The sequence below is a fragment of the Pseudoalteromonas sp. 5Ae-yellow genome (assembly GCF_014077565.1).
Lineage (GTDB): Bacteria > Pseudomonadota > Gammaproteobacteria > Enterobacterales > Alteromonadaceae > Pseudoalteromonas.
The window spans coordinates 101,385-118,971 of the sequence record NZ_JACGWD010000003.1 but is presented as its reverse complement, the minus strand read 5'-3'; the positions used below and the strand labels follow the sequence as shown (position 1 = coordinate 118,971).

General features: G+C 39.3%; 10 protein-coding genes. 4 read left to right on the top strand and 6 right to left on the bottom strand.

Features of this window, described 5'->3' with window-relative positions:
- Positions 1–171 precede the first annotated feature (171 nt).
- Positions 172–1,305, bottom strand: coding sequence for a 1-acyl-sn-glycerol-3-phosphate acyltransferase (locus H4J63_RS01675; RefSeq protein WP_182194057.1), 1,134 nt, complete (start codon positions 1,303–1,305; stop codon positions 172–174).
- Positions 1,306–1,558: 253 nt separating this feature from the next.
- On the bottom strand, positions 1,559–2,662 hold the full coding sequence (locus H4J63_RS01670) for an ISAs1 family transposase (RefSeq protein ID WP_310734659.1): 1,104 nt from the start codon (positions 2,660–2,662) through the stop codon (positions 1,559–1,561).
- A 265-nt stretch (positions 2,663–2,927) separates the two neighbouring features.
- On the opposite strand from H4J63_RS01670, the gene H4J63_RS01665 reads away from it, so the two are divergent.
- Positions 2,928–3,872, top strand: a complete 945-nt coding sequence (locus H4J63_RS01665) for a D-2-hydroxyacid dehydrogenase (protein ID WP_182194045.1) — start codon at positions 2,928–2,930, stop codon at positions 3,870–3,872.
- A gap of 185 nt (positions 3,873–4,057) precedes the next feature.
- A complete protein-coding gene (locus H4J63_RS01660; RefSeq protein WP_024596200.1) occupies positions 4,058–4,438 on the top strand; it encodes a DUF3192 domain-containing protein in 381 nt (126 codons plus the stop codon).
- A gap of 67 nt (positions 4,439–4,505) precedes the next feature.
- Here H4J63_RS01660 and H4J63_RS01655 read toward each other — a convergent pair whose 3' ends face one another.
- Genes H4J63_RS01655 through H4J63_RS01645 form a run of 3 tightly spaced genes read right to left on the bottom strand, consistent with a single transcriptional unit; the run spans position 4,506 to position 10,647 of the window.
- Complete coding sequence (locus H4J63_RS01655) at positions 4,506–5,405, bottom strand: diguanylate cyclase (protein WP_182194042.1); 900 nt, start codon at positions 5,403–5,405, stop codon at positions 4,506–4,508.
- Positions 5,389–9,198 (bottom strand): PAS domain-containing hybrid sensor histidine kinase/response regulator, encoded by a 3,810-nt coding sequence (locus tag H4J63_RS01650; RefSeq protein ID WP_182194039.1) that lies wholly within the window; start codon positions 9,196–9,198, stop codon positions 5,389–5,391. Before H4J63_RS01650 ends, H4J63_RS01655 begins: the two co-directional genes overlap by 17 nt.
- A 51-nt stretch (positions 9,199–9,249) precedes the next feature.
- Positions 9,250–10,647: a PhoH family protein gene (locus H4J63_RS01645; RefSeq protein WP_182194037.1), complete on the bottom strand. Its 1,398-nt coding sequence runs from the start codon at positions 10,645–10,647 to the stop codon at positions 9,250–9,252.
- A gap of 305 nt (positions 10,648–10,952) precedes the next feature.
- Here H4J63_RS01645 and rapA point away from each other — a divergent pair, with 305 nt between their 5' ends.
- Both rapA and H4J63_RS01635 read left to right on the top strand, forming a co-directional pair.
- Complete coding sequence (rapA, locus tag H4J63_RS01640) at positions 10,953–13,847, top strand: RNA polymerase-associated protein RapA (protein ID WP_182194034.1); 2,895 nt, start codon at positions 10,953–10,955, stop codon at positions 13,845–13,847.
- 335 nt (positions 13,848–14,182) lie between these two features.
- Entirely contained in the window at positions 14,183–14,956 is a 774-nt protein-coding gene (locus H4J63_RS01635) for a YggN family protein (protein ID WP_149593885.1), read from the top strand.
- A 110-nt stretch (positions 14,957–15,066) separates the two neighbouring features.
- On the opposite strand, the gene H4J63_RS01630 is transcribed toward H4J63_RS01635, so the two are convergent.
- The gene (locus H4J63_RS01630) at positions 15,067–17,496 is read right to left on the bottom strand and encodes a zinc-dependent metalloprotease (RefSeq protein ID WP_182194031.1); all 2,430 of its coding nucleotides are present in this window, start codon (positions 17,494–17,496) and stop codon (positions 15,067–15,069) included.
- Positions 17,497–17,587 lie beyond the last annotated feature (91 nt).

The following is a 17,587-nucleotide window of genomic DNA, read 5'->3' as shown; positions in this document are numbered from 1 at the left end:
GGCTTCCTTCAGACCCCACCGTTGGCCAGTGACGCCCTTGCCATTCAGATTATCTTCCCCTTAGTCAGGGTGATAAGGCATCTTTCAGCCTATCGGGTTTGCCAGCTTCGCTGGGCAAACAAAAAAAAAGCAGCAATTTAATTGCTGCTTAGTTTTGTTGAGCTGGGATTATTAATACTCACAGCTATTGGTATTTATCTCTGTTTTACGGTGAAATGGCTTAGCGTACATGGCCAGCACTAACGGTTTTAACTCTTCTGGTACACAGGCTAAACGCTGTTCAAACGTCGCTGTATCTGGAGAGTCTATTACCGCCTCTTTACAGCCACCAGCAATGTAATTGCCTGGGTGTAAATAAAACGAATCAACAATTTGCCTATCAATCGTTTTAGCAAGCTCTTCAGCACTATCACATTTAGATTCAATTGGTTGCCCAAATGCTAAATGCACATGCCCTTTCGCAGTACTAAAGCCTTCAACAATGCTCGCAATATCTTCACCAGCCGATTTAACGTACTCACCATGATGCTGTTTATGATAAAGCTCTTTAGCCTTAGCAATTGCACACGGTTCATATTGATAAGAAATAGAAACAGGCACTATTTTTAACTCTTTAATATAATCGCCAAATTCTTTCTTTTGTTTACGTCCATTTAATTGCAACATTTTTAAAAGGGCAGGATCTGTTTGATCAAAACCGTCTTTTGCACGTCCTTCTTTTTGTGCAATCCAAATAGAATTTCCACCGATTAAAGAGTCATAGATATATGACGATAACTGGGTTAATGCTTTTAACATTTCTTTTGGTGCTTTAGCAGAGCGCTTAACAATGAAACTTTTATTTAAACGCATAAGCTCAGTAATGTAAGGTATTTGCAATAAATTATCGCCAATAGCAATACGCACTGTTTTCATTTTATGCTGATATAAACCCCAATTAACTAATGCAGGATCAAGCACTATGTCTCTGTGGTTTGAAATAAATAAATAGGCCTGATTAGCGTCTAACTGATCTAGCCCAGAAAAGGTAACTTTTGATGTGGTTCGCTTCACTAGTTTATCTAAGTATTGCGCCACTTCATTTTGCACATCTTCAACGGTGCTTACTTTGCCCCATTTTTTGCGTAACTGACTTCTTACCATTGGACGTGCAATAAAAGGCACTGCCGATAAAAAGCGCGGTAAATTATACTTTGCTATTACATCAATAAACGCATCATCGTTAATCAAACGTGTAAGCGACGCCGCAACTTCGTCGTCGTTGTATGGGCGTATATCTGCGTATTTATCTTCTAATTCACTCATTACTACATCTACAATGTTAAAAAACGGCACGCTAAAGCGCACCGTTTATGTCTATATCCGATTATAACTCAGCCAATCTAAAATGCGAAATAACCAAAAAAACGATTTTTTATTTTAGCAACTTGCTTTAAAGCCGAGTTTAATTACCTTCTATGACCACAGGCTTGCTTATAAGTGCAAAAAAACTGATCAGTCTAGCAAAATACCATGTTCTCAATCTGCTAGTGGGCAGACCACTACTACATAGCCACGGCTAGCGCATTTTAATCCCAGACTCTAACAGGGTTGAGCGGTAATCATCGTCTAGCCCTGCCATTTTCTTTTTCCTCGCCATACTAGCTGACTTAGATGTATCTTGTTTAAAAAGTGCCATGGCTATCTTTCGCATTACATTAAACATTAATGGCCCTTGAAGTTTGCGTATTCTCGATTCATCTTCTCTGAAGTTCATATCAAGCATCCAATGCATGCTTTCAACCTGCCAGTGACTGCGTACCGCATTGAGTGCTTGCGCTGCATTTAAGTCTAATGAACTTATATACCAGCGTGTTTCAGTGGTATCCGACCCTGCCGACTTATCATGAACTTCAGCCCTGACCTTAATAATACTCGTTAAGCCAGGCCAACGATAATCCTTGCCTAGCCAGCTTTTATCTATAAGTAACTGCTGGCATGTACGTGTTTCAACACGCCCATGTCCTGAGCTTATTTCGGTATGTTCATCACAATTATGCTTAGTTAACCTTTCACGCTCGCACTTGTGCCACCACGCTTCTAGTTCCTTTTGCATGCCTGAATGATTACCTTTAAGTGCAAGAATATAATCTGCTTTTTGTTGGATGATTTGTTTTGCTATTTCTTGTTGGCATCCCATCGCATCTAACGTAATGATACTGTTTTCAATATCGAGCAGGGTGAGTAATTCTGGTATCGCGGTGATTTCATTTGTTTTATTATCAACAGCCGTCTGTCCAAGCACTAACTGGTGTTGGCAACTCCATGCACTGACCGTGTGTAAGGCACTTTTTCTGTCTTTTGTGGTAAATGAACGCCGTGCGGTTTTGCCATCAATAGCGATGATATCTGCACCTGTGGTTTCAATCAGTGATGATATCCAAGATTGAAATGCCCTTTCTATTTCATTTGCTTTTAACCGACACATGACGCGCGCAATCGTGTCATGTTTTGGAATTCCTGCGTTGAACGTGCCGTATTTTTTTAACCAATCAAGTTTTAGGTGCCCAAAGTCTTCAATATCTTCCCATCCTTCTGCACCAGAGAGCACAGCGCTAATAGCAAGGAGAAGAATATCGATAAGTTCATGCTTTTTACAACGTTCAATGCGAGGATCTGTAATTTAATTAAAATGTTTCAGAAAAGTAGTGCTCATATTTATGCGACCAAGTAATTATTATGCCTTGATCTGATCACTACTTGCTCTATAAGTTCAATTTATAATGATCTTGCCGTGACTACATAGCCCTCTAATCATTTGGTAGTAATACCATTAACAAAGCCTTTTTTTCGTAGTACCTTAAGCCCATATTTTAGATTTTTGATGGATCGTAAGCCTCTTTTTTACGATTTTAACTCTTTCAGATCCACTTATTTTAGGGCTCATAATGAACATTACTATTCTTGATAACGCAACGTTAGCTAAAACATCTCTTTCGTGTATAGAACAACTTGGTAAATTAACGACTTATGAACTTACCAGCCCAGAGCAAGTTATTGAGCATTGCCAAGGCGCTGATGTATTAATCACTAATAAAGCAGTTTTGAGTCGCGATACGATTAGTCAGCTAACACAGCTGAAATTAATTTGCGTAAGTGCAACCGGTACTAATAATGTTGATTTAGAAGCCGCTAAAGAATTTGGTATTGCCGTCACTAATGTAGCTGGCTACTCAACACCTTCTGTTGTTCAACATACATTTTCTTTAATTACTAACTTACTGGGTAACACCCACCGCTATCAGGCAGATTGCCAGCAGGGCGCGTGGCAAAAAAGTGAAATGTTTTGTATTCTTGATTACAGCTTTAACGACTTACAGGGTAAAACATTTGCCATTATAGGCGGCGGTACACTAGGCAAAGGCATTGCTAAAGTGGCTGAGGCATTTGGCGCTAATGTCATTGTTGCAGAGCGTAAAGGGGTTAAATGTCGTGATGGTCGTACGCCTTTTGAAGACGTCATTAAAACAGCCGATATAATCAGCATACACTGCCCGCTTACAGATGAAACACGTGATTTAATTGCACTTAATGAGCTTAAAATGATGAAGCCAAGCGCTATAATTATTAATACGGCACGTGGTGGTATTATTAACGAAGCCGACTTAGCAACAGCGCTTGAGCAAAACCTAATTGCCGGTGCGGGCGTTGATGTACTCACTAAAGAACCTGCTGAAGCTTCAAACCCACTTGCTAGTTACACAGGCAATAACTTATTGCTTACTCCACATATTGCATGGGCAAGTACTGAATCTATTGTGCGTCTAATTAATGAAGTAAGTTTAAATATTGCTGCATTTACTAAAGGTGAATCACGCAACCGCTTGGTTTAGCCATTTTATTGTAGTAATCAAATAAGCTAAAAAATGGCTGTTTTTACTAATATATTTAATATTTTATTAGATAAAAACAGCTTAACTCACTTAACAAACTGATTCATAACAACTTATCAATATGGTCTACTCTTTGCTTTAATACAGTTAATAACCAATTAAAAATCTTATTAAGGTAAATAAAAATGAAAAAATCACTTTTAGCAGCCGCTTTAATCGCTCCATTTTTAACAGGCTGTGTTATTGCCGTGTCAGATGGCGAAGCTGAGACTCATTGGGCAGGGAAAAACTCATCAAGCTGGCAAGCACAGCATAAAAATAATCGTGAAGTGATATCAGAGCTAAAAATGGATAGCAGCTACCAGTCTGTTTTAACGCAATTAAAAACGCCTAATTTCACTGAGCTATTAAAAAAAGATGACGATGTATACCAAGTACTTTTTTATGTAACGCATAGCAAGCATTCAGATTCAAAAACAACAAAAGATGAATGTACGCCACTAGTATTTAAAAATGATAAGTTAGTGGGCATTGGTGACACCGCTTTAGGTATGATCACGCAGTAACCAATAAAAAATGTTTGATACAAAAACGCCAATATATGAATATTGGCGTTTTTTGTATATTAAGTTTTTAGCGTGCGACTATTCTATCTCGTCCTGCGTCTTTAGCGGCATATAAGCCTAAATCGGCCTCTTCTAATAATGCTTGCTCAGCATATACTTTACCACTTTGTGTAGTGGCAATACCTATACTTATAGTGATGTGGTCTGCATTTAATGAAGCTTTATGTTCTATATTCAAAGCATTTACAGCATTGCGTAATTTATTAGCAAACTCCATAGCTTCATGCTTATCAATTCCTGGTAGCACAGCAGCAAATTCTTCTCCGCCATAACGAGCAATAAAGTCACTGCCACGTTCACATTGAGCCGCAAGTGCTTGCGCAACATTCTTTAAACACTCATCGCCAGCACGGTGTCCGTAGCAATCGTTGTAACGTTTAAAGTGGTCTATATCCATAAGTAACACCGATAGCGGTGTTCCACTTCGCTTGCTGCGGCGCCATTCTCGAGATAAGTTTTCATCAAGGTAGCGTCTATTTGGTATTTCAGTTAAGCCATCTATCGAAGCTAGCATTTCTAGCAAATCATTTTTTTGCTTTATGAGGAGTTGGTTGCGCACTCTAACGCGAACAATAGAAGGACTAAATGGCTTGGTTATGTAGTCCATTGCACCGAGCTCTAAGCCCTTTGCTTCATCATCATGGCTACGATTGGCTGATATAAATATAATAGGAATAGACTGAGTTATTGGGTTTTCTTTAAGCTCCACAAGTACTTGATAGCCGTCAAGTCCAGGCATAATTACATCAAGGATTATTAAATCAACTTGCGCTGTTTTTACAAAGGTCAGTGCTTTTTCGCCACTTTCAACTAAGAACACGTCATGTTCTGCTTTGAGTGTTTTTTCAAGTACTAATCTATTGATTGGATCATCATCCACAATAAGTACTTTAGCTCTTTTCGACATCCCTAACCCCTAGCCCTTTTATAAAAACAATTACCTGTTCTAGCTGTATGATAAGCTCTTGTAGTGTAATCTCAATAGGCTTATTAGTTGTTTTAAGCGTTCTTTCACACAATAAAGCACAATGTGATAATCGTCTAAAACCTAAATTACCTGCTACACCCTTGATACTATGCACTAAACGTACCAAATCATCCTTATTGGTTGTTTCTTCTAGTTGCGATAACTGGGTTTCACACAAGCTAGCAAACTTATCAATCATTGTATTAAGTAGCTTTTCATCCATACTAAACTGCGTTAAAGCAAATGATTTTTCAAAAAAGCTTGGTTTAACTAAGTTTAAATCAGCAATTGCATCAATAAGTACTTTAGCAACAACCGGTTTAGTTAAATGTTTATTCATGCCGCACTTTAAAGAACGTTCTACATCAGCAGGTTCACAATGAGCCGTTAAAGCAAAAATAGGCAGTTGCTTTGCGTCAAACTGTTGACGAATCAAAGCGGTTGCTTGACAACCATCTATTTTCGGCATTTGCACATCCATCAATATTAAGTCAGGCTTTAAAACTTGCAATAATTCCATGCCAATTGATGCGCTTAAAGCCGTAACAACATTTACGTTTGCTTGGCGCAGAACACTGCTAATTATTTCTAAGTTAAGCTGATTATCATCAATTGCTAATACAAGTAGACCCGATATATCAGCTTTACTTTCAGTTGCACTGTGAACTGCGGCACTTGTATTAACTATAGGCTTTTGCTGAGAGTTCAAACTAAATAGCCTTTGCCCTAATGCCGATGCTTTAACGTGATGCGCAGCTAAGTGCTCGCTTGTCGGTAAATTAAGTGTGTGCTGATGATTAATAATAATTACCGATGTTTCTTTAGCTGATAACGAATCATTAATCGCTTCAACATTTAAAAGTGCAGGTAAGTCAGCTGCATCAATTATTATTTTTTGAGTATTAGAGAGCTTAATTGGGTATTTTAGTACTTCATCTAAATTAATATTAGCAAGTTCGTTATATGCATTTGTCACCTGCTTAAGCTCTTTACTTTGATCAGATAAAATAGCCAATGTATTAGTCGGTAACACTGTGTTTTTAGTGGTATCAACTAAAAAGCTAATACTGAAATAAAATTCGCTGCCGTGGCCTTTTTTACTCTTTAAAGCAATCTCCCCACCCATTAACGATACTGCATGTTTAACAATAGCTAAACCTAGCCCAACCCCTTGGTGTATGCGGGTTGAAGATTCATCACCTTGAGTAAAAGCGTCGAATAAGCGACTTTGATCGGCTTCATCTATACCCATGCCAGTATCAATTACTTTAAAGCAAATATGCTGTTGCTCTAGGCTATCGCTTTCAATAAGTTCCATTTTTAAAGTAATGGAACCTGTTTTTGTAAACTTAACGGCATTAGTTAATAAGTTACCTAATATTTGCTGCAAACGTATACTGTCGCATATCAAATCAGGTGCTATTAGCGGGTCAATATCAATAAAAAATTCAATACCTTTTCCTTCGCACAATGGAGCCGTTAAGCTTTCACAAATATCTACTAGCTCAACCATGCTAAAAGACGCTTGTTTTAAATCGGTTTGCGAACCTTCAATACGTGCAAAATCAAGCATTCTATTAAGCATTAATAACAAGCTTTGTGCTGCATGCTTAGCTTGATCCGTTTGTTGTAATTGCTTTTGCGTTAAGCCTTGCTCAATTAACATATCAAGCAACCCTAAAACAGCGTTCAAAGGGGTGCGTATTTCATGACTTAAATTGGCTATAAAGCGGCTTTTAGCTAGGGTTGCTCGTTCGGCATCTAGTTTTGATTTAGTTAATGCACTCACATCCTGAATGTGTATAACATAATAAGCTGGATCGCGGTTTTCATCCCAGACAAGCGATACACTTAGTTGCAACCAGCTTGTTAAGCCCCCTTGAGCAAGCGTTAAATGATATACGCGTTTTTTGTCATCTAGCAATTGCGCTAAAGTGCTTTTTATTTGCTGCCATTGGGAGTCATCAAATAATGCTTTTAACTGCTCCCCAACTAGTACTGGCTGATCAGAAAACTGCTTTCTCGCTGCTTTATTTACTTGTAATATGGTGTGTTCAAGCGAGAGTAAAACCACGCAGTTAGCCGCAAATTCAATTGCACTTCTAAATTTAGATTCAGATGATTTTAAGGCCAATAATGTTTGTTGCTGCTCGGTAATATCGCGGCCAATGCCCATGGTTCCTAACAGGTGTTGGTGCTCGTTATAAAAAGGTGCAATAGTAAGTTGATACGATTTTGTATCGGTTTCTATTCGCTGTTCAACACTATTTCTATTTTGTAATACTTGTTTTTCAAGCGCATTTATTTGCTGATCATTGTCACCTAAATCATCTACATATTTACCAACTAATGCAGTTTGATCTTTACCGATATACGCCTCAAATGCTTTATTGCATCCTAAGAATGATCCATCAATGTTTTTAAAGTAAATAAGATCTGGCACACTGTTTAGCATAGTGTTGAGTAAAGCTAAGTGGCGCTCTTTCGCTTCGTAACTGCGGCTTAGTTTTTCTGATTGCAGCTGAACTTGGTCGTCCAGAGCTTTATTTGCACTTTGTAATGAATCAACTAACTGTTTGTTTTTATTAAATACACGCTTCACTTTAGAAAACCAAGGTTGCCAGCTCAATGGTACTTTGTAATTTAGCTGCTCTTGGGGTTGTGTACCGTTACTCTCAAGGTATGACATTAAGTGAGTCATCGGCTTTATAAAAATGCGCTGACTTAACCAAAAAAACACGCCAAACATAATACTTAAAAATAGCGTTAAAAATGCAAACTCTAGTAATATCTCATACTTAATTGAACTTATTAATTGGGGTTTGTGCTCGTAAAATGCCGCGTGAATAGGTAACTCATCCATAGGCTGCATAAAGTAATTACTATCACTAGTTAATACTGTTTTTTGACTCTGATGCTCGGCCAAGTCTGGCCAATAATTTTTTAACGCAGTCGCTTGCTCTATTATCTGTTTAGAGCTGGCGATAATTTGATGCGATTGGTTCATAAAAACGTATTCACCACTGTTCGGTGACACCTTTTTTAACCACCCAGAAATTGCTTGAACATCATAAATTAAAATAATGTAATCGGCTGAGCCAGTGCTTCGTTGTCGACCAATAGCAAAATACGAATTGTCATTCACTTTAACAATAGGGCTTGAAGTAAGTTTGTTTTGCGCAAATTTTGGCTTAAATTTTCCATTTAAAATTTCAGTAAGCATTAAACTTTGGCTTTTGTTGTGCCTGCTTACATAAGCAAAACCATTATCATCAACATATGCTACAGCAGATAACGACTGCATTAACGCAAGCGTTGTATTAAACGAAGGCCCTAATTTAATAGCCTGCTGCCACTGCATTAATGCCTTAGCAGATAACGCAAACTCACCTTTACCTACAATTTCCGTACTTTGATCAATAAAATGACGATAATAGTAACCATCATATTGATTTATGCCTTCGAGCAAATCTTGATTTATTTTGGGATAAGTCACTTGCTCGTATAAGTTAAACATGGTGGTAAGTAGATTACTCACCGAGTCCATCCCGTGAGTAACCTGTGCTGAAACATTTGTAAAATCAGCTTGGCGTTTTTCAACCGTCCGCTCAAGCTTTATATTATATAAGTGCAAGCACAGTAAAAAAGCGACAATCAATGGCACTAACAGCGCAATAAATAATGAACGATAATAATGCTTCAGAGGTAAAAAATTCAATGTACTGCCTGCCATTTGGCTCGAAAATCAATCGATAGACTATCGAGCCAATTTGTTAAGCGCAAGTTATAAATTTTCTTCTGCAAATGACGCTAAGCGACTACGCACAACACCGTTGAGGTTTATTGTTGCGCTGCCTTCAAAGTTTTTAAAGCGCTCTACTATGTACGTCAAGCCCGATGTTACTGGCGTTAAATAGTTACTATCTATTTGCGCCAAGTTACCTGTACAAATTAATTTAGTACCTTCGCCGCAGCGAGTAATAATCGTTTTGAGCTGAGATGCCGTTAAATTTTGGCTCTCATCTAAAATTACCACTGCATTTTGAATGCTACGCCCGCGCATAAAGTTAACCGATTTAAACTGTACATTAGCCTTCTCCATTATGTAATTTCGACTCGATATTGGATTTTCGTCGCCTTTGTGCAATAACTCCAGCGTATCAGTGATAGCTGCAAGCCATGGCGCCATTTTTTCCTCCTCCGTGCCTGGTAAAAAACCAATGGACTCTGCTATTTCAGGGGTATTACGGGTGACTATTACTTTATCGTAAATACCTTTTTCGATTACCATTTCAAGGGCGCTGGCAAGTGCTAACAAGGTTTTACCACACCCTGCTGGTCCTGTTAAAATAACAAGTTCAATACCTGTATCCAGTAATGCATCTAATGCCATCCCTTGATAAATATTTTTGGGCTTAACGCCCCATGCTTGTTGATGCATTAAACGCTCAACACCAATATCTTTGAGCGTTATGTGCTCGTCATCGTACGATTTAACGCGCGCCGCAAACTGCTCCCCTCCATCAAGTAAATATTCATTACAAAATACATCTGGTATTAAGTTTTTAGGCACATGATGAAACGTATCGCGTCCGTGCTGCTGCGTATTACACTCCCCTACATGATCCCAAAAATCCCCTTCAATTTTTTTATAACCACTAGTGAGTAGGCTTATATCGTCAATAAGTTGGTCGGTACGATAATCCTCAACATATTTAAGCCCGGCGCCTTTGGCTTTTAAACGCATGTTTATATCTTTTGTAACAAGTATTACTTTTGAATCACTGTGCTGCTTTTGTAAGTACACGGCGCAATTGATAATACGATGGTCGTTTTCGTTACCAGGCAAACCAGAAATGGAGTCGGCAAATAAATGGTCGTTTACAATAATGAGGGTACCGGCAGAGCTCGCTTTTGCCTTTTTGTTACTCGGCAGCGCCACGCCTTGTAGCATTTGTTCGGGCGTTGCATTTTTAAGTACTTCATCTAATCCACGAATAGCGACGCGCGCATCGCGGCTTACGTCGTGTTTTCTGTCTTTTATGTGGTCAAGCTCTTCAAGCACTGTCATCGGAATTACAACGTCATGTTCTTGAAAAGACAAATAAGCGAGGGGTTCGTGAAGTAGTACGTTGGTATCTAGCACATACATTTTACTTTCAAGGTTCGAAGCTTTTTCCATAGCACTTTCCTTACGTTTTATGATTTTTATGCTATACCAAAATAACTAAGTAAAACGGGCAAAACTTAAACCTGCAATACTTAATTGCCAAGGCATAATGTAAGTTTAGTCTATTTGTCATAAAAGTCCGTTTTATTACAAACTGTAATTAGTTTTGATTTACCTAAAAAAGAGTCATAAACAAGTTGTTTTAATAGTAATAATTAACACTTACAAAATTAATTAAAAGTGAGCCAAATAGCGCCTTGCAGTGGTGTTAGCTTACAGGTAACATAGCCGCCTTTTTCATCATAGACGAGACATACATGAATTTTTCCTTAGGTCAGCGTTGGATCAGTGATACAGAGTCAGATTTAGGATTAGGCACCGTTGTTGCCATTGAAGGCCGTCAGGTCAGCATATTATTTCCTGCCAGTGGTGAGAGCCGTGTTTATTCTTCGGCAGAAGCACCTGTTACCCGTGTGGCATTTAATCCTGGCGATGTGATCAAAAGCGTTGAAGAATGGGAATTAGAAGTAGAGTCTATTGAAGTACAAGGTGAGTTACTGTGTTATCACGGCACCCGTGTTGATAACGGCGAAACTGCCAAACTTAAAGAAACCTTTTTAGATCATTTTATTAAGTTTAATAAACCACAAGATCGTTTATTTGCGGGCCAAGTCGATCGTTTTGATCGCTATACACTTCGCTACCAAACGTGGTTACATAAATTTGAACGTGAACAATCGCCTATTAAAGGCTTAATTGGTCAACGTGCTAATCTTATTCCGCACCAGCTTTATATTGCCCAAGAAGTGGGTAAACGTTTTGCACCACGCGTACTTTTATCAGATGAAGTAGGCCTTGGTAAAACAATTGAAGCAGGCATGATTTTACACCAACAAATTATTAGTGGTCGTGCGAGCCGCGTACTTATTGTTGTACCAGAAAATCTACAGCACCAATGGTTAGTAGAAATGCTACGCCGCTTTAACTTACATTTTTCTATTTTTGATGAAGAACGCTGCGACGAAGCGTTTGCAGATTCACCAAACGTGTTTGATACAGAGCAATTGGTACTTACCAGTCTTGAGTTTTTAACCAAGAAAAAACGCTGGTTTGAACAAGCAACACTTGCTGATTGGGACTTACTAGTTATAGATGAAGCCCATCACCTAAGTATAAATAACGGCAAGCCAAGCTCAGAGTACCAACGTATGGCAGAGCTTAGCCAAGATATTCCTGGCCTTATTTTACTTACCGCAACGCCTGATCAACTTGGTCACAGCAGCCACTTTGCACGTTTACAGTTACTCGATCCTGACCGTTTTTACGACTACGACGTGTTTAAAGAAGAAGAAGCAAATTATAAAGACGTTGCTGAAGCTGCAAATCAATTACTGCAAGAGCAAGGGCTAGACGACACAGCCAAAGCCACACTAATTGAGCTATTAAAAGAAACCGATATTACTGATATTCTTGAAAAAGCACAGCAAGGTGATTTACCAGCACGTAAAGAAATACTTAACATGCTGCTCGATCGCCACGGCACGGGTCGCATATTATTTCGAAACAGCCGCAGCGGCATTGATGGCTACCCTAGTCGTAAATTACACGCCTACCCAATGGCACTGCCAAAGCAGTATAAAACGGCTATGTCGGTTCTTGGTAACATGGGCGGCATTCAAAACCCTGAACTAAGTGCACACCGTGCTCTGTTTCCTGAAAAAATATTTCAAGAATTTGAAGGCGAAAGCGCAAGCTGGGGTTTATTCGATCCACGTGTAGATTGGTTAATCGACACCCTTAAAACACTTAAGCGAGAAAAAGTACTGCTTATATGTGCTAAAGCTGAAACAGCTATCAGCCTTGAGCAAATACTGCGTGAACGTGAAGCAATTAAAGCGTCGGTATTTCACGAAGGCATGTCGATTATTGAGCGTGACCGCGCTGCTGCATTTTTTGCAGACGAGTACGATAATGCACAAATATTACTGTGTTCAGAAATTGGCTCGGAAGGTCGTAACTTCCAGTTCTCGCATCACTTAGTGTTGTTTGATTTACCACTAAACCCAGATTTGCTCGAACAACGTATTGGTCGATTAGACCGTATAGGCCAAACACAAGATGTGAACATTCATGTGCCATATTTTGAAAACACCGCTCAAGAAGTACTGCTACGTTGGTATAACGAAGGTCTAGATGCATTCGAATCTACGTCAACAACGGGGCAAATGCTTTATAAAGAGTTCCGTGATGATCTACTTGAATATATTTCTGCGCATAACTGCGATGAAGACGACCTAGATCCATTACTTGAGCAAGTAGCACAGCAAAATGCAGTACTGCGTAAAAAAATGGAAAGCGGACGAGATCGTTTACTAGAGCTACATTCATCAGGTCAAGGTGCTGCAGATTCACTTGTAGCTGAAATCGAAAAACTCGACAATCAGTTTGAACTACCAAGTTACATGATCAACGTGTTCGACACATTTGGCGTAAGCCAAGAAGATAAAGGCGAAAATACCATTATCTTAAAGCCAACTGAGCATATGTTAAACCCATCATTCCCATCGCTTAAAGAAGACGGTATGACCGTTACCTTTGATCGTGACACGGCGCTTTCGCAAGAAGACGTGCACTTTGTTAGTTGGGATCACCCAATGGTGCAAGGCACCATGGATATGATTTGTGACGACGACTTTGGTAGCGCATCTGTTGCATTGCTTAAAAACAAAAAGTTACCGCCTGGTACCTTTTTTGTTGAGCTTATTTTTGTTGCAGAAGCAATGGCACCAAAAGTATTACAGGTTGGTCGCTTTTTACCGCCTACACCAATTCGTATATTGCTTGATAAAGCAGGTAATAATTTAGGTGAGAATGTGGCATTTGAAGGCTTCAATCAGCAGTTATCTGCCGTTGGCCGCCAAACAGCAAGTAAACTTGCGGGCGCATTGCAAAGTGCTGTTCACCCAATGATTACTACCGCTAAAGATATGGCACAAGAAAAACTTGAAGTTATTCGTGCAGCGTCGCTTGTTAAAATGCAAACGTCACTCAGTGAAGAGCAAGAGCGACTGGTAGCCCTTAAGCAGATTAACCCGAATATTCGCCAAGAAGAAATTACCTTCTACGATAAGCAACGCAACGACCTAACTACGTATATTGAAAAAACGCAGTTACAACTTGATGCAATTCGATTAATAGTAGTTTCACACTAGAGATTTTGGCTTTTAACCGCTAGCCTTCTAAGCTGACTCCAGAGTAAATTTGGAGTCGGCTATTAAAAGCTTAATTAACTAAATAGCTGTATCTTTTTAAACTTCATTTTAAAAACCACGTGCTCTTATTTAAATGTAAGCTAACCCTACCTCTTTAGCTTTATACTAAGTCCTTTGTTGTGCTATCTATTTTTCTCAACATCACCGTAGCTAAAAACTCAAGCTGCGCTCTATACAGCTATTGTGTGGGATAGTTGATAGGTTTATTTTCCCTTGCATAAAGTTGTTTTTTTGTTAACCTACTCGCCTTCCATTTTAGTCTTTTTGAGGTGTTTATGGCGTTTCTATCTCGTTCGATATTGGCGTTGTCCATAGCGCTCTCAAGCAGCAGTGTCTTTGCTCAAGCCCAATGCGATGTTGAATTACGTCATGGTTTAATTATTACTGACGATGCGATTCGCATATTAGATAAAGGCCAGACTCGTGTACAAATTAATAACAATAACCAACTATTTATTCGCGGTTATTGGGTTGATTTAAGCGATGACGAAAGCAAAGTACTCGAACAGTTTAGTAATGGTATTCGCCACACAGTCCCCGAATTAGTAAATCTGGCTACAGATGGTGTTAACTTAGGTTTAAGCGCTATTGAACACGTAGTTGAAGGTATGTCAGACAAAGAACCTGAAGTACTTAAAACACAATTGCAGTATGTAGAGCGCGCGCTAATGGATAAGTTTAAGCGCGGAGATGACTTCTTTTTTATAGCCCCTCAATCACTTTCGCAAATAGATGATTTTTTTACTAAAGAGATCAGCCAGCAAATTCACTCTGCTGTTCATGGATCGTTAGGTGCTATTTTGGTATCACTTGGCGATGCGTTTAAATCGCGTGAAGGTAATATAGAAGATCGCATTAACGACATGGGGCAACGCATGGATATTATCTCAAGAGAAATTGATAAATCACTACAAAAAAAGGCACATCAATTAGAGCTTAAGGCTTCTGAGTATTGCGAATGTTTAAATGCACTCGATGTAACCGAATCTCGCTTACAGGCAATAGTACCTGGTATGGCCGATTACGATTTAGTGCAAATAAAGTCTTAGAGTACGTATTCGTTTTTAGAATAAAATAACACCGAGTATAAATATACTCGGTGTTTTGCTTTATGATTGATTAAATGATTGATTTAAAATAAGCGCTTCTACTTTTTATTCTAAATTGGTGAGCCTGGTGGGATTGGCAGCACTTTAAAGTTGTTTGGCCATTGCCCTTTAATTAAAAACTGATTTACTTGTTCAGCTAAATATTGCTTAAACGCGCTCTCGCCAGTACTTGTATGGCTCAGCATTGAGTTTTGGTTAAAGTCTTCACTCAACTTAACTAAGTAGTAACGTAACTGCGCCTGCACTTCAGGGCTTGCACTATCGCTTGCTACTATATCAGCCATGGCTTTTGCAGTTAAAAATTGCACGCGCTGAGTTATTTTACCTGTCATTGTATTAGGTGATGACGCGTTAAACACTTGGCCATATAGCTCCTCAAGTAACTCATCTAAACTATAAAAGTCATTACTACGTGCTTGCTGCTGCGCTAAGCGATTTAAACGCTGTGCATTTAATAAAAGCGACAAGCTGTGCTGCACTGCAACCTCGGGTAATGCCATTGCATCGAGCGTTAACCCTGTGCGCCCAACTATGCTCTCGCGCGACTTAGACTCGCCATACGCTTTTGGCGGAATTAGCGATAGTACCGATTCAGGAAGTAACAAGTTACTTGGCTTAAGCGTTGCAAAAATAGCGTTTACCGCTTCTTGCTGTGTTTTTTTATTAACGACTTGTGCACCTTTTACAGGTGAATCACCACGTGTTTCATATTCGTAATCAACACCGGCTATAAGCTTCACTGCAGCCTCAACCTGAAAACGGTGAAACAGATAAAGCGGAACTAATTTTTCCTCTAATTGCGATAATGAATCGCCCGTTTTAATATTATTAATACCAAACTGCGAAAGCGCTTTTTTACGTACGTCGAGTACTCGTAAAAGCTCCTGAGAAGGATTAGTGCCGTTATCCCATAAATGAGCAGTTGGATGCGCGCCACCTTTAGCACGAGCGTCGCTATCGGATATAAACTCAAGGCCTTTGGCCTTGTTCTCCTTTAAAATAGCAGCAAGTTCTGCGCTTTCATCTTGGTTAGTAAAATCGCTATAGCCATATTTAATTACTTGGGTATCCCATACGCCCATGCCTGTTGCATATCCGCGCGTTACATCAAGCTTACCTTGTTCATTAAAACTAAGTAGCGGATGTGGGTAATCCATTACAGAAGCTCTATCCCCTACCGATGCAGCAAAGTTATGAGCAATACCTAACGTGTGGCCAATTTCATGCGCGCTTAATTGGCGAATCCGATCAAGCGCCATTGCTTGCAAATTTTTAGCAACTTCATTGCCTTTTAAATAAGGAGCAGCGAGTGCTTCAGCTATTAAAATATCTTGGCGAACACGCAATGAGCCGAGTGTTACGTGTCCCTTTAGTATTTCACCCGTACGCGGGTCAATTACAGAACTTCCGTATGACCAACCACGCGTTGCACGGTGTACCCATTGAATGACGTTGTAACGAATATCCATAGGGTCGGCGCTACTTGGCAGCACTTTTACTATAAATGCATTTTTATATCCTGCAGCAGTAAATGCGTCGTTCCACCATTTCCCACCTTCAAGCAAAGCGCTTTTAACGGGCTCTGGTACGCCAGGATCAAGGTAATAAACAATTGGTTTAACAGGTTCACTAATAGGTAAACTTGAGTCTTTTTTAGTTAAACGATGGCGCGGTATATAACGCACGTACATAGAGTCACCAAGCGGCGCTGCGTAATCTTTATGTTCTATACTCCAAAAACCTGATTGCGGATTAAACTTACGAGGTGTGTAGTTATCATCTGGTAATTGAATAAGTGAATGATGCATATGAACAGTAAGCGCATAAGGGTCGACACTTACTTGGCGAACAAATTCACCTGGTTTTGTGCCCTTAAATGTAAGTACGGCTTCAAGCTCGGTGTTTTTTACAAATGCTTTTGAGCGATTCATATAAACGGCGCTACGTGATTCATCAAGGCTAAAGTTCCCTTGCTTACGTGCAGCAAGCTTGCGACTTACGCCATGTACATCACTTAATAAATAAGGCGTATAATCAATAAGTGCTGTGGCTTTATCTTCTGCGACTACTTTAAAACCAGCAAGTATACTTGATGCAAACGCTTCTTTAATACTTTGCTGTTCGGCCTTGTTACTTGTGTTAGCACGATAGTAAGTATTTACAGCCCGCAGCATTACTTTGTCGCCAAAACGCTCAAACTGCACAAGGTGAGTATTACCAAGCTGACCTCTATCAAGGCCTATATCGTTAGAGCCGATACCGTAAGGCAAGCTTTGCTGCAGTAAAAATTGTTGTTCAAACTTATCAACTTTTAAATATACTTTTCCGTTTTGGGTGTCGTAAAAAAACGAATAATAGCCCGGAAAATGATTCATTTGCGTAGTAAATTCATCAATTGACTTAATTGCTGCGTGCGCTTGAGTTATGATAGAGCACAGCACAGTAAAGAATATGTAACTTAGTAGTGGTATTTTTTTCATAATCTTATCTTTGTTATTTGTGTTTTAAGTACGATTAGGTGGTCCCATTATAGGGTGCTATTTAAACAATACAGTTATTTAAGACGAATTT

Coding starts and splice junctions, on each gene's coding strand:
- rapA (WP_182194034.1), top strand. CDS start 10,953: ATGAATTTTTCCTTAGGTCAGCGTTGGATCAGTGATACAGAGTCAGAT.
- H4J63_RS01645 (WP_182194037.1), bottom strand. CDS start 10,647: ATGGAAAAAGCTTCGAACCTTGAAAGTAAAATGTATGTGCTAGATACC.
- H4J63_RS01630 (WP_182194031.1), bottom strand. CDS start 17,496: ATGAAAAAAATACCACTACTAAGTTACATATTCTTTACTGTGCTGTGC.
- H4J63_RS01675 (WP_182194057.1), bottom strand. CDS start 1,305: ATGAGTGAATTAGAAGATAAATACGCAGATATACGCCCATACAACGAC.
- H4J63_RS01665 (WP_182194045.1), top strand. CDS start 2,928: ATGAACATTACTATTCTTGATAACGCAACGTTAGCTAAAACATCTCTT.
- H4J63_RS01655 (WP_182194042.1), bottom strand. CDS start 5,405: ATGTCGAAAAGAGCTAAAGTACTTATTGTGGATGATGATCCAATCAAT.
- H4J63_RS01660 (WP_024596200.1), top strand. CDS start 4,058: ATGAAAAAATCACTTTTAGCAGCCGCTTTAATCGCTCCATTTTTAACA.
- H4J63_RS01635 (WP_149593885.1), top strand. CDS start 14,183: ATGGCGTTTCTATCTCGTTCGATATTGGCGTTGTCCATAGCGCTCTCA.
- H4J63_RS01650 (WP_182194039.1), bottom strand. CDS start 9,198: ATGGCAGGCAGTACATTGAATTTTTTACCTCTGAAGCATTATTATCGT.